Raw genomic sequence first — 12,887 nt, 5'->3', positions numbered from 1 at the left:
TTTTATGTACAATGAAGGAAAGAAGCACCTTCATATAAGGGAGAGGACAAACTTTTTTCAACCAACAGTTAGTTAATTTACGCATTGATTTTGCATTTAAACAATTGTTTGGTACGAATGGTAGCGAAGATATTCTAATTGCATTTTTAAATGCTATGTTACAAGAGTCTTTAGAGTCGCCCATTGCTTCTCTACAACTAGAAGATCCACATTTACACAGGGAATATGAAGAGGATAAGTTATCTATTTTAGACATTTCAGCAACATTAGACACAGGAACAAAAGTCAATGTAGAAATACAACTCAATAATAATCACGATATGGTTAAACGCAGTTTATATTATTGGGGAAGACTATACACATCTCAACTACAAAAAGGGATGCCCTACAGTGCACTTCACAAAACCATCACCATAAACTTACTAAACTTCGTAATGTTTTCGGAACACCCAGCCTTCCATACAACAAGCATATTATGGAATACACAACAACAAAAACTCCTGAGTGACGACATTGAAATCCACATTATAGAAATTCCAAAGTTAACTGAACAATGGCATGAAGAAAAAGTAAATCCGTGGAAAGATCCATTTGTTCGTTGGCTTTTATTGCTTTCAGCAAATGAGGATGAGCACTTAACTAAACTATTGGAGGATATTGCTATGAACCAAGACCCTATTTTACAAAAAGCAATAAATAAATGGGAACGTATGAGTCAGGATTCTTCTTTCCGACAAGCCTATGACGCAAGGGAGAAAGTTTTAATGGATGAAGCAGCAAAATTCGCCCATGCAGAGACAGAAGGAATAAAAAGAGGAATGGAACAAGGAATTAAAAAAGGGCTTGAAAAAGGCATTGAAAAAGGGCTTGAAAAAGGCATTCAACAGGGGAAAATTCAAATGATTAAAAATATGTATGATCTTGGTATACCACTTGAAACGATTGCTAAGGCAAGTAAATTAAGTTTGCATGAGATTGAGCATATTTTAGGACATAAATAGTGATAAAAAAAGAGCTTGAATAGTTTCAAGCTCTTTTTTTATCAAATTTCCTCAATACTATCCAATTGAGTCTTATAACACTCATCACACTCTGACCTAGTAGGAAGAATCCCTCTTTCATCAGGTAATAAAACCCTCAAAACTTCTCGATCCATCTCTACGAAAGACTTCATAATAATGGGATATCCTTCAATAATATCCGTATACTCAATCCCTTGTTCAAACTTTTTTCCGCTCTTTATTTCTTCTATTATGGTACAAAAAACACTATGCGCGACTTCAGGATCCATATTTAATGCTATTTGTAAATCTTGATGATTAAAGTTATCTCTTAGACCATGCGTATGATAATTAGCATGGATGCCATCAATATCTTCTGCTAATATGCTATGCATGTACCATCCATACTCTTGTAGCATATTTTCTTCCCATTCATCTGTATCCTCTTCTAAATCTTCATCAAACAAATTCGGATCATACCACACGTCCTCGTAATCTCCAGCAATTAAAAATCTCCAACCAGGTGGTAACCCTAAATACTTCTTTATTTCAGGTGCCCATTCATCAATATGTTGAACATGTAAAGGAAGAAAGAAATCTTCTTCTGTCCCCATTTCTTCACCAGCCCAAATGTACCAACCTGTCGTTCCGTTTTCTATAGGCATTCGTAACCCATTAATCGGAACAATACCATCTTTCACATTTTGCGCTATTCCTAATTTCAAGTCATTCGGAGATTCTACATACTCCGCTTTATATTTATCACATATACTCCTCTGTTCTTTTATGTATTTTTCCATCCTTTTAGCACACTCCCCAATTTTTGAAAGATAGATTTCTTTGCCGAAGCACTCTCTAACTTCCATACCCCACACGGATTATAAAATGGATCCTCTTGTTCATAACGATTATCTATATAATGAGATAAGAGATACACTGGAGCATCTTCTGTGAAACTAATTGTATCTCCATCTTTCAAATTAGGTTTTTCCAATATATTATGTAGGTTAAAATCATTCAATAAATCTACAGCTACTTCCGGATCTATCCCTCCGTCTAAAACAACGTCTGGTAGATTAAATGCTTGCATTCCACATGAATAATAACCGTCCTCTTCATCTCCAACTAAAGTTACAAGGTGCGAATACATCGGGAAGATTTCCTTATCCTCTGCAAGCTCTTGCCATTCTTCTTTCAAATAAGCCACACCTGCTGTTTCAACTTTTAAAGCAAGTCCACCTGCATTTAAAAGTTCCATTCCTACATCAATTACTTCTTGTAATCTCTCTGTATCGTCAACTTTTGCAATAATATACACTGTATAAGTATGCTTCTCCAACTCCTGAAGCAATTCTTCATTAAAACGCTCACCACCTGCATAGAAGAAAGCCTCTCTCAAAGAAGGGTCTTGTTCATATATATCAATTTCAAAGCCAATCTCTTTCTCCTTATGGTGCATCACATTTCCCGCTAATATATAGTTACTTTTACTCACAACTTCTTGTATTAATTCTGTTCTATCTTTCCATAAACCAGGTACTCCAATAACGATTTGTGTCTCCATCATATGCACTCCACTTCTCATCTATTTTCAATCTATTCTTTCAATCTTCCAAACTAAATTAGCTGGGATATCTTTCTCTAAAAAGGTTAACATCCATACAGTTTTTCCTTTATCATTCATCAGTAGCACTTTATGATTTAACTTCCAAGCCACTTCACTAACATGATGAAACATCTTATACATATCTTCTTCTCTAATAAGCTTTTCCTTTTTGATTAACCGCCTCGTTCTATACTCTCTTATTTCTAAGTACACGTCAGCATAAGCCACTTCATGCTGACATGTTATATTACATACGTATTTTTTATTCGGACTACTCTTTTTTATATATACGAACTCGTTTCTATAATTCAATTCTAGTATCTTATTCTTCACTTTTTCTAACTCTTCTATATCCCAATCATATTTCACAGCTAAACGCTTCATTTCCGCATGAACGATTTGAAGGGCTAATTCTTTTTTCTCTCTATCTGATAAATATGGAAAATCCTTCACACTCTCATACTCCACAAAAACATTCATATATTCAGGAAAAATTCTATATTTCTTCTCCCACTCATCGAGTAATGAAATATCATCCACACAATGAATCAAAATACCTTTCTCATACTCCATTCTTAACTTTGGCATATGTCGACAATATAAAGAAGTAATACAGCTCGTCTCTTTACCAAAAGAGATATCTTCATCGTAGTTGCTTGTAGATGCTAACTGTAATGTCTCAGTGCTTCTAGTATGCTCTTTTACTTTTAGAAAACTCAATTGTATATCTCTTATAACCGGCATTTGCTCTCTCCTCTTCGCAATACAACTATGAAACATCTTTGTTAATACGCCTTAATCAATTTCAAGCCATCCCATTCCCATAGAAAGAAATAACAGCCCGATTACAAAAAAGAGACCCCCAGTTAAAAAATAGAACGGTGCTCCGTGCAATGGATCACTAAATAACTCTATCAAATTTCCAGCTACTACTTTCCATTTCTCTTTCTTTGAATTTTTTTCTTTTATTTCTTTAACAAATCGATAGATACTTATACTAATCAAAATAATTCCTATTAATAGGCATCCTACTATGATTAAAATCTCCAAATATAACACTCCATGTGTACATTTATATTTATTTTCGTTTACATACTATTGTTATTCATAATCCATTTTAGCTAATAAACAAACGAAAGAGAACTAGGTGGATTAATGTTTACTTAAAAATAAAAAGTCCGAAACTATATAAAGTGATTTCGGACTTTTTATTTTTAAAATATTAAATTACATTTCGAACAAAAAGGAGCTGAATTTCCTCTTCTAATTTTTGTATCACATTTTGGACAATATACATATCGTTCCTCTACCTTTTGTCGTTCTATCATGTGTAAAGATACTATTTTCATACTGCACATAATTCCAATTAAGATAAGGCTAAAAATGAGTAGCACAACGCTCTTCCTCCCTTAACTACTTACCTATATTTTACCATTAAATAAAGATAATTTTATACTTATAATCCTATCTTGTCCTTCATACTGGAAGAAACTTTCTTTACTTCTATTTACTCATCAGTGTGATTCTTTTTTGTCTATATAAATAAAGAATACCTGTAACAATAAAAACAATCACGCCAAAATACAAGCCATACTCTATCGCAACTGCTACAATTCTTTCAATATGTTGTCCAAATAAAGAACCTAGCACAAAGTAAACGAGTGTCCAAAGAAATCCTGTCGTATAAGAATACAAAGCATACGTCTTAAATGACATGTTATTCATTCCAACTAAATACGGTACAACATGTCTTACAACTGGTATGAAGTAACTTGTAACTAATGCATAATGACCATACTTCTCTACCATCTCTTGCGATTTCACAACATACTTTGCTTTTTTCTTTTTCATTAGCTTATCAAGTACTTTTGTACCAAATATTTTCCCTAATATATAGCCTAAAGAAAGTCCGGACACAACGCCTAAATACGTTAATAAAAACGCAGGAATAACATTTAATATACCTAATGAAGATACAAATCCTCCGCTCATAACAATCATTTCATCTGGAATTGGCATACCGATAATACCTAACCATAAACAGAAAAATAATGCCCAATAACCGTACTGCTCAATATAGGATAATAATTCATGTAATTCCATTATGCATACGCTCTCCTTAGCTCTTTTTTACAGCTAAAGACGTACGCTGGTGGGAAATTGAGCCACACTTTCTCTAGTGTAATTTCAGGGAAGAAATGCTGTATAAATCCTTTTTTCACAAGTGAATATTGAAATGTAATAAATTCACCATTCTCATGTATCGCTTCCATTACATTGTTTAAAATACGCTTTGAAACTTCTTCTGGTAAAGAAGTAAAAGGTAATCCCGATAAAACGTAATCCACGCATTCTATATGGAACTCTTCCATATACTTCTTTATATTTTCAGCTGAACCGTGCACAACAATGACGTTCTGCTCATCTTTAAATTTTCTCTTTAGCTCTTTGCAAAACACTTCATTAATTTCAATAAGAAGAAATATTGTTTCCTTCTTCTTTCTCTTCATAATTTCTTTCGTAAAGACTCCTGTACCAGGCCCTAATTCTACAATGCACTGCGCTTTATTAAAATCAATTACTCCTACCATTTTCTTTGCTAATATTTTTGAACTTGGCGCAATTGCACCAGTATGTTTCGGATGTTTCATAAATTCATGTAAGAATGTTATGAGTTGCATGTAAACCTCTCCTCATTCGTTCGATAGTTTTTAACTTGTGTCTAAGTATAACTATCGTTTCTTAATAAAAATTGAGGAAGTTTCTTAAGATTTTATGAAGAATAAAAAAAACAGCTATCGCGTGTAGCGATAGCTGCCCCTTATTACTTCGCACTCACGATCTTATAATAAGAACGAACCGTTAAGAAGTAATATCCAATATAAATCGCGCCGTATACTCCGATACTAATTAGAAGCGGAATCATAATTTCAAATGGTAGTATGTTCCCTAAACCTTTTAATGCAAACAAGCTGTGCAGTATTCCGATCACTAACGGGATTGCAAAGATAAAGCTTACTTGTTTTGCAATAGCTTTTTTCATTTCTTGTTTTGTGACCCCTATTTTGTGAAGTACAACATAACGCTCACGATCAGCATTTGCTTCTGTTAATTGTTTAAAGTAAATGATAGAACCTGTTGCTAGTAAGAATACAAGCCCTAAGAACATTCCAATAAACATCATTAATCCTGTTCCTTCAAGCCCCATATGGAAACCAGTGTAGAAATCTCTAAATGATAACACCATTTCTGATTCACCAGCTGGCATCACTTTTGTTAATTTTTCCGTTAACACTTTACTGTTTTTCTCATCTTTCACATCAATATTTTTTACAATACGTGTTCCAAATGCTTGTTTCGCTTGTTCATACATTTCATCTGAAACGACAACAACTAATTCACCTAAATTTGTAATCGCAACGTCATTTGCACCTTGGATTTTTAATTGCTTCGTTTCGTTCCCAATTTGGAATACTGCTTTGTTTCCTTTATATTGTGGACTAAACTCATGTCCTTCCATATACGAACTATCATATATAAATGCTTCATCAGCAGCTACATTCACTGTTTCTGCGTCGATTTTCTTAGCAAGCTTATTAAATTCAGATTGAGACATAAATTGATATTTCTCTGAGATACTGTAGTTCATATTAAAGATGAAATCAACTTTATCTCCTTCAAACTTCCCTTTTACAGGAACTGTCTCAATTTCAAATTGATCTTTAATCGGATGATCTTTCTTCTCTTCTGCAAAAATCGCATTTACTTTCTTATCAAGCGCTGCATCTTTTTTCTCATAAGAATAGCTATATGGTGCAACTGCTTTTGATTGCGTAAATGTGTTGTAATACATCGTAACAGACGTACCAACCGCTGTTAATGTTACCGCACTTAAAATAGAAATTGTCGCAAGTGATTTTGCATTTCCTTTAATACGATATAGTAGCTGCGACGTCGTTACCATATTCATACCGTTATAAAACGATGATTTATTATTTCTTGCACGTTTCAATACGAATACTGTAAAAAACATAAATAGTAAGTACGTACCTAATACTGTCGCCAATAAAATATAAAGTGCAACTGCCATAAAGTCTGCATATTTAACTGCTTTCATGAATATTAATGCTAAAAAATAACCTGAACCGATTAAGACAACTGAAATTAATGCCATAATAACTGATCCTTTTGGCATTGCTTCTCCTTCACGTTCGGCGCGGAAAAGTTCAATTAGCTTAAATCGATAAATTAAACGATATCCTTGAAGTGATGTATATAAAATAATCACAAAGAAAATAAGTGCTGTATCAATAATGGCAGCCATCGGTACTTCAAAATGAACATTTAAGTTTAATCCCATCATGCTTACTAGCAGTTCAAGGAATAATTTTGAAAGGACACTACCAATCGCAATACCGATAATTAAAGACATTAATCCCATTAACATATTTTCATAAAAGAGCATTTTACCAATTTGTCTTTTACGGATACCTAATAACGAATATAAGCCAACTTCTTTTTTACGTTTACGTGTAAAGAAACCGTTCGAATATATAATAAACACTGCTACGAAAATGATAAGCATGACACTTGAAACTTGGAACGCTCCGCTAATTTTTTTTGAAGCTTCTGCAGCTTTTTCCATTTGTGAATTGTATTGCAATGCTTTAAATGTAAAATAAATAACGATACTAAAAATCATAGATGCAAAATATACAAAGTAGTCTTTAAAGTTCCGCTGTATGTTGCGGAGGGCAATGCTAGATAAGGTCATCAGCCATACCCCCAGAAATAGAAGACATTACATCAACAATTTTTTGGAAGAACTGTTTACGCGTCGATTCACCGCGGTGCAATTCTTTATATAGTTCACCATCTTTAATGAAAATAACTCGTTTACAATAACTTGCTGCAAATGCATCATGCGTTACCATTAAAATTGTTGAGTTATCATATTCGTTTAACGACTTCATACTTTCAAGTAAATCTGTTGCAGATTTAGAATCAAGCGCTCCAGTTGGCTCGTCTCCGAAAATCATACTTGGATTCGTAACAATCGCACGTGATGCTGCGCAGCGCTGCTTCTGTCCTCCAGATACTTGATATGGGAACTGACTTAAAATATGATCAATACCGAATTTCTTTGAGATTTCAAGAACGCGGCGATCAATCTCACTCGCTTTCACCTTTGATAACGCAAGTGGTAAAGCGATATTCTCTTTCACCGTTAACGTATCTAATAAGTTATAATCTTGGAAAATGAAACCTAAATGATCGCGGCGGAATAACGCTAACTTATCGTCATTCATTTTTACGATATCTTTTCCATCAATTAAAATTTCACCGTTCGTCGCATTATCAATTGTAGAAAGAACATTTAGTAGAGTCGTCTTACCAGAACCTGAAGGTCCCATAATTCCAACGAACTCACCTTCTTTTACTTGTAAGTTAATACCTTTTAACGCTGCAAATTTATTACCACCCGTGTCATATACTTTTTCAATATTTTTTGCTTCTAGCACTGTTTTCATCTCGACATCCCTCATTTCATCTATTCTCTATTTTCAACTATATACACTCTCTACTCTTGCCACTATCGATGTTTCTTACACAAACATGACAGTTATGTAAGGCACATAAGTAAAGAAATCAAAAAGTTAACGTAATGAATTAAAGTACTTTGTTACTATAACATTGGGATATCATACCATCCATTCATTCTCCTTACAGGAACATTACAATTTTGTAAGGTAAAAAATGCACCTACAAAGTTGTGCACGAAATGTCGGATGGAGCTATTTCGTTCCTGCTATTCTATGTACAGAGGAGGTCATAATATGGATTCACTTAAAAATATGAATGCTGCAATGCGCTATATTGAAGATAACCTTACGAATGAAATTGATTTTAAAGAAGTTGCGAGGCTAGCTCTTTGTTCTGAGTATCACTTTAAAAGAATGTTTTCGTTTTTAGCAGGTATATCACTATCAGAATATATTCGCTGTAGACGTCTTACTCTCGCTGCCTTTGAACTAAAAAACAGCAATGTAAAAGTCATTGATATCGCTATAAAATATGGATACAACTCACCAGATTCATTCGCTCGTGCATTTCAAAACTTGCACGGTATAACACCTTCAGAAGCCCGAAATAGTAGCCATTCTTTGAAGGCTTATTCACCAATGACCTTCCAATTATCCATTCAAGGAGGAAATGAAATGAACTATCGAATTGAAGAAAAAGAGCCCTTTCGAATTATAGGTATTACAAAACGAGTACCAATCGTTTTTAACGGTGTAAATGAAGAAATTGCTTCTATGTGGAAAAGTTTAAACCCAGAGTCTATTCAAACATTAAAGTCCCTTTCAAACATTGAACCTAATGGAATTATTAGTGCTTCTACTAATTTTTCTGAAGGAAGAATGGAGGAAAAAGGAGAACTTGATCACTATATTGGAGTAGCCACAACAAAGGATTGTCCAGAGCAATTCGCGCAACTTGAAGTCGCAGCTTCAACATGGGCTATATTTGAAGCTGTCGGGCCGTTTCCTGATGCACTACAAAATGTATGGGGACGTATTTATTCTGAATGGTTCCCTTCTTCGAACTATGAACTAGCGGAAGGGCCGGAAATATTGTGGAATGAACAGAAAGACATATCTTCTCCAAACTTTAAAAGTGAAATTTGGATACCGGTTTTGAAGAAGTGATAAAAAAACAAAGCTGCTCTTCCCTAAAAGGAAAAGCAGCTTTATTTACATTTTCAACTCTTCTTTATAAATACTATATGACTTTATTGTTGATACGATAATACATATTAATATGATTCCAATCCCCATAAAAATATTAAATGGATCTGGAAGCAAAGCCCCGGCATATATACAAAGTGAACCTATTACAAATACCCTCGAAGCAAATCTATGTGTTTTTCTCCAAACTACAGGATTTTCTAATGTCCAGTCCATTCGAATGCCTACTAACCCGTTCGGCTTCGTTTGTTGCATGTAATTACCTAGTACAAGAAACAATGTTCCAAGTCCAAAATTAAATGCAATTGAGCCCGATGCAATATAATTAGACGCTGCTAATAGTGCAAATATGTTACATCCAAATCCGATAAAGAGAATGGCATAATTAATCGCTGAAAGAACTTTGGATTGCTGTGTAGACTTATCTTTTATGAATCCAAAAACTAGCCATATCATATAGAGCACTACCATACTACCTATCGAGAATGAACTTGCTTCTATTTTAGAAAAATATCCATCTACTACTCCTGCTGCATTATAATGGCGTGGAATTTGTTCTGGTAAATATGGCCATACAATATACCATCCAATTGCAATGCCACTAATTAAACTCCATGGTAATACGTGTCTTTTCATCCTCTCTCCCCCATAATTTTTTATTAGGCCCCTATTTCTTTTTTATAAGCAATATATGAATATCCCATCGTTAATCCTACTGCACCAATAATAATTCCAACCATTACGAAAGATTTCCACGCCACTGGTGCAAAAACACTTAAAATCATAATGATCCCCAATGCAACAAACACCTTTCCGCTAAAACGATGCGTTTTTCTCCACACTTCTTCGTTACTTAATGTCCACGGTGTTTTTATACCTACAAAGTAGTTTGGTTTACATTGTGGTAAATAGTTTCCGATGACTATAAATAAAATACCCACTAATAATTCCGGCACGCGATTAATGAATAAATTGTATCCTAATCCACTTGTAATAATATCTATATTCCCTACAAATAGTAGCAGTAGTATCCCGTTATTCATCATCATAAAAGCTTTAGAAAACTTCTCGTAGTTTGCTTTCTTTGGATCAATCTTTGGTAACACGTTTAGAAAAATATATAAAACAATCATAATTCCAACCATAGAAAGCATTCCATACAATTTAGAAGAATATCCATCTACTTTACCGCCGCTCCAATGCGTTGCAATTGTATCCGGTAAATGTGGCCAAGCAAACGCCCAAGCTAAACAAGTTATAACAATTAATAAGATTGCAAAAAGATGCTTTTTCATTTCCCCTCTTCCCCCTTATTCGTAAATGTAAACACCCAAGTCAATAAATCTTGAAAGACCGTTGTGTTTAAAGAGTACATAACGAATTGCCCTTTCTTTTCATCTTGAATAAGTTCAGCATTTTTAAGTGCATTTAAGTGGTGTGAAATACTTGGTTTTGTCATATTGAAATGTTCAGCAATCTCACCAGCGGTTAGATCGCCTTCTTTTAATAAGTCTAAAATTTTTCGCCTTGTTGGATCTGCTAATGCTTTGAATGCTTGATTCAATGTCTTTCTTCCTTTCGATAATTAGACATTTAGATATTTATCTAAATATTAAACCAATTACCGTTATTTGTCAATTTCATCCAGCGCCCTTTTTACTTTTCTCACTTTTAACCTATACTGTTTACTAGCTTATCTTTCAACATAATGAAAAGACTTGAAACACATGATACACTATAGCTACAATTGTTTTTTTGAGGAGGAATATACATATGTATAAAATTTTAATCGTTGAAGACGATCCAAATATTTCATCATTACTGCAATCTCACATTCAGAAGTACGGTTATGAGGCTGTGGTAGCGGAGAATTTCGATGATATTATGGAATCGTTTAACGCAGTGAAACCACATCTTGTTTTACTTGATGTAAACTTACCGAAATTCGATGGTTTCTACTGGTGCCGTCAAATTCGTCATGAATCTACTTGTCCAATTATTTTCATTTCAGCGCGTGCTGGTGAGATGGAACAAATTATGGCAATTGAAAGCGGTGCGGATGATTACATTACAAAACCATTCCACTACGACGTTGTAATGGCGAAAATTAAAGGACAATTACGCCGTATTTACGGTGATTATGCACCAAATATTTCTGAACGTATCGTTGAAGTAGAAGGATTAAAACTATTCCCAGAACGTCCAGAAATTCATTTTGGATCTGAACAAGTTCTTTTAACGAAGAAAGAGGCAATTTTAGCAGAAATGTTATTATCTAAATTCCCTCGTACAGCGAGCCGTGAAGATTTATTAGCTGCGCTTTGGGATGACGAAAGTTTCGTTGAGGAAAATACATTAAACGTAAACATTACACGTCTTCGTAAAAAGTTTAATGAGCTTGGCATTGAGAACTCTATTGAAACAGTACGTGGACTTGGATATCGCTTTAACGCAACTTGGAGTGAATAAGCATGAAGCTATTTTTACGTGATCATTTTGCATTTTTTCTACTGTACGTATTAAACTTCGGTATCATTTTCGTTCTTTATGATGCAGTAGACGGATTTCAAAATAATAAATTTTACTTCGTCGTTTTAAGCCTATACTTATTTATTTGTTTCCTCGCTTATCGTTACGTTCGCAATCGTAGAATGTACCATAGATTAAGTGAGCAACCAGAAAAAATGGAAGATGCGTTTATTGAAAGAGCAACTGCTCCGATGCCTCACGGTGTCAATGAACTCGTACGTACGCAGTACCGTCTATTCCAAAAAGAACTACAATCGTATGAAGTAAAACAACAAGAACATCAATTATTCATTAACCATTGGGTACATCAAATGAAGACACCTGTTTCTGTTATGCAGCTTATGGTGCTAGAAATGGAAGACGAGCATTTAATTCCAAAGTTTAAAAAAGAATTAGAGCGTCTAAACCAAGGACTTGATATGGCTTTATACATGGCTAGGTTAAATAACTTCCATGAAGATTTCCATGTCGAGACGATTTCATTAAAAGATACGGTAACAAAAAATATTAACGGATTAAAAGAACTATTCATTCGTAATGGTGTCTTCCCTGTTTTAGAAGTCCATTCTGATTTAAAAGTTGCTTCTGATGCGAAATGGCTAAAATTTATCATCTATCAGTTAATGACAAATGCTGTTCGTTACTCTGGGGAACGCGGAAAGAAAGTATTCTTATCTGCTTACCGAAACGGAAAAGATATTATTTTAGAAGTTCGCGATGAAGGTGTTGGTATTCCGCAAGAAGATATTCGAAGAGTATTTGAACCATTTTACACAGGGAAAAACGGTCGCGCATTCGGAGAATCTACTGGTATGGGACTTTATATTGTAAGTAAAATTTGTGATTATTTAGGTCACTCTGTCAAACTGGATTCTGAAGTTGGTAAAGGAACGACGATTAAAATCATCTTCCACAATGCTGCAAATAATCAAGCAGAACATACGGAGAAGGTGACCGAAGTATGATCGTAACATATGCAAGCAAAATGTATGAGAACTCACT

The 12,887-nt window shown here is 34.3% G+C and carries 16 protein-coding genes; 4 read left to right on the top strand and 12 right to left on the bottom strand.

Features of this window, described 5'->3' with window-relative positions; genetic code table 11:
* The first annotated feature begins 83 nt into the window (after window positions 1-83).
* A complete protein-coding gene (locus ACTFRU_RS27270) occupies window positions 84-1,001 on the top strand; it encodes an Rpn family recombination-promoting nuclease/putative transposase (RefSeq protein ID WP_033695230.1) in 918 nt (305 codons plus the stop codon).
* Between the two features lie 41 nt (window positions 1,002-1,042).
* Here the strand turns inward: ACTFRU_RS27270 and ACTFRU_RS27265 are convergent, their stop codons facing one another.
* The 9 genes from ACTFRU_RS27265 to ACTFRU_RS27225 all read right to left on the bottom strand — a co-directional run bounded on the left by ACTFRU_RS27265 (window position 1,043) and on the right by ACTFRU_RS27225 (window position 8,138).
* Window positions 1,043-1,801 carry a DUF4262 domain-containing protein gene (locus ACTFRU_RS27265; protein WP_000417366.1) on the bottom strand — a complete coding sequence of 253 codons (759 nt, stop codon included), beginning with the start codon at window positions 1,799-1,801 and terminating at the stop codon, window positions 1,043-1,045.
* Entirely contained in the window at window positions 1,786-2,565 is a 780-nt protein-coding gene (locus ACTFRU_RS27260) for a DUF4261 domain-containing protein (protein ID WP_048534978.1), read from the bottom strand. Before ACTFRU_RS27260 ends, ACTFRU_RS27265 begins: the two co-directional genes overlap by 16 nt.
* Window positions 2,566-2,592: 27 nt before the next feature.
* Complete coding sequence (locus ACTFRU_RS27255; protein ID WP_025709993.1) at window positions 2,593-3,351, bottom strand: hypothetical protein; 759 nt, start codon at window positions 3,349-3,351, stop codon at window positions 2,593-2,595.
* A 51-nt stretch (window positions 3,352-3,402) separates the two neighbouring features.
* Complete coding sequence (locus ACTFRU_RS27250) at window positions 3,403-3,657, bottom strand: hypothetical protein (protein ID WP_000404319.1); 255 nt, start codon at window positions 3,655-3,657, stop codon at window positions 3,403-3,405.
* A gap of 164 nt (window positions 3,658-3,821) precedes the next feature.
* A complete protein-coding gene (locus tag ACTFRU_RS27245; RefSeq protein ID WP_001986677.1) occupies window positions 3,822-4,001 on the bottom strand; it encodes a hypothetical protein in 180 nt (59 codons plus the stop codon).
* 109 nt (window positions 4,002-4,110) lie between these two features.
* Window positions 4,111-4,710: a DedA family protein gene (locus tag ACTFRU_RS27240; RefSeq protein ID WP_025709992.1), complete on the bottom strand. Its 600-nt coding sequence runs from the start codon at window positions 4,708-4,710 to the stop codon at window positions 4,111-4,113.
* Entirely contained in the window at window positions 4,710-5,288 is a 579-nt protein-coding gene (locus ACTFRU_RS27235; RefSeq protein ID WP_100618327.1) for a class I SAM-dependent methyltransferase, read from the bottom strand. The genes ACTFRU_RS27240 and ACTFRU_RS27235 overlap by 1 nt, the downstream gene beginning before the upstream one ends.
* Window positions 5,289-5,431: 143 nt before the next feature.
* A complete protein-coding gene (locus ACTFRU_RS27230; protein ID WP_100618326.1) occupies window positions 5,432-7,381 on the bottom strand; it encodes an ABC transporter permease in 1,950 nt (649 codons plus the stop codon).
* Window positions 7,368-8,138: an ABC transporter ATP-binding protein gene (locus ACTFRU_RS27225; protein WP_000859655.1), complete on the bottom strand. Its 771-nt coding sequence runs from the start codon at window positions 8,136-8,138 to the stop codon at window positions 7,368-7,370. The genes ACTFRU_RS27230 and ACTFRU_RS27225 overlap by 14 nt, the downstream gene beginning before the upstream one ends.
* Before the next feature lie 306 nt (window positions 8,139-8,444).
* Between ACTFRU_RS27225 and ACTFRU_RS27220 the strand changes: the two genes are divergently transcribed.
* Window positions 8,445-9,317 (top strand): AraC family transcriptional regulator, encoded by an 873-nt coding sequence (locus tag ACTFRU_RS27220; protein WP_440037978.1) that lies wholly within the window; start codon window positions 8,445-8,447, stop codon window positions 9,315-9,317.
* Between the two features lie 45 nt (window positions 9,318-9,362).
* Here the strand turns inward: ACTFRU_RS27220 and ACTFRU_RS27215 are convergent, their stop codons facing one another.
* From ACTFRU_RS27215 to ACTFRU_RS27205, 3 genes are read right to left on the bottom strand one after another with little or no spacing between them, the layout of a single operon-like run.
* Entirely contained in the window at window positions 9,363-9,992 is a 630-nt protein-coding gene (locus tag ACTFRU_RS27215) for an SdpI family protein (protein WP_000820681.1), read from the bottom strand.
* 23 nt (window positions 9,993-10,015) lie between these two features.
* Entirely contained in the window at window positions 10,016-10,651 is a 636-nt protein-coding gene (locus ACTFRU_RS27210) for an SdpI family protein (protein ID WP_000716355.1), read from the bottom strand.
* A complete protein-coding gene (locus ACTFRU_RS27205) occupies window positions 10,648-10,920 on the bottom strand; it encodes an autorepressor SdpR family transcription factor (RefSeq protein WP_001070523.1) in 273 nt (90 codons plus the stop codon). The genes ACTFRU_RS27210 and ACTFRU_RS27205 overlap by 4 nt, the downstream gene beginning before the upstream one ends.
* 209 nt (window positions 10,921-11,129) lie before the next feature.
* On the opposite strand from ACTFRU_RS27205, the gene ACTFRU_RS27200 reads away from it, so the two are divergent.
* Window positions 11,130-11,825, top strand: coding sequence for a response regulator transcription factor (locus ACTFRU_RS27200; protein WP_000276738.1), 696 nt, complete (start codon window positions 11,130-11,132; stop codon window positions 11,823-11,825).
* 2 nt (window positions 11,826-11,827) lie between these two features.
* Window positions 11,828-12,850, top strand: a complete 1,023-nt coding sequence (locus ACTFRU_RS27195) for a sensor histidine kinase (protein ID WP_000765342.1) — start codon at window positions 11,828-11,830, stop codon at window positions 12,848-12,850.
* Window positions 12,851-12,887: the final 37 nt, after the last annotated feature.

Origin of the sequence: Bacillus cereus group sp. MYBK220-1, from assembly GCF_051916445.1 — a bacterium.
Lineage (GTDB): Bacteria > Bacillota > Bacilli > Bacillales > Bacillaceae_G > Bacillus_A > Bacillus_A cereus.
The sequence above is the reverse complement of the archived record's forward strand: the minus strand, read 5'-3'. Positions and strand labels throughout refer to the sequence as shown.

Coding starts and splice junctions, on each gene's coding strand:
- ACTFRU_RS27220 (WP_440037978.1), top strand. CDS start 8,445: ATGGATTCACTTAAAAATATGAATGCTGCAATGCGCTATATTGAAGAT.
- ACTFRU_RS27230 (WP_100618326.1), bottom strand. CDS start 7,381: ATGACCTTATCTAGCATTGCCCTCCGCAACATACAGCGGAACTTTAAA.
- ACTFRU_RS27225 (WP_000859655.1), bottom strand. CDS start 8,138: ATGAAAACAGTGCTAGAAGCAAAAAATATTGAAAAAGTATATGACACG.
- ACTFRU_RS27235 (WP_100618327.1), bottom strand. CDS start 5,288: ATGCAACTCATAACATTCTTACATGAATTTATGAAACATCCGAAACAT.
- ACTFRU_RS27210 (WP_000716355.1), bottom strand. CDS start 10,651: ATGAAAAAGCATCTTTTTGCAATCTTATTAATTGTTATAACTTGTTTA.
- ACTFRU_RS27265 (WP_000417366.1), bottom strand. CDS start 1,801: ATGGAAAAATACATAAAAGAACAGAGGAGTATATGTGATAAATATAAA.
- ACTFRU_RS27260 (WP_048534978.1), bottom strand. CDS start 2,565: ATGGAGACACAAATCGTTATTGGAGTACCTGGTTTATGGAAAGATAGA.
- ACTFRU_RS27195 (WP_000765342.1), top strand. CDS start 11,828: ATGAAGCTATTTTTACGTGATCATTTTGCATTTTTTCTACTGTACGTA.
- ACTFRU_RS27255 (WP_025709993.1), bottom strand. CDS start 3,351: ATGCCGGTTATAAGAGATATACAATTGAGTTTTCTAAAAGTAAAAGAG.
- ACTFRU_RS27215 (WP_000820681.1), bottom strand. CDS start 9,992: ATGAAAAGACACGTATTACCATGGAGTTTAATTAGTGGCATTGCAATT.
- ACTFRU_RS27200 (WP_000276738.1), top strand. CDS start 11,130: ATGTATAAAATTTTAATCGTTGAAGACGATCCAAATATTTCATCATTA.
- ACTFRU_RS27240 (WP_025709992.1), bottom strand. CDS start 4,710: ATGGAATTACATGAATTATTATCCTATATTGAGCAGTACGGTTATTGG.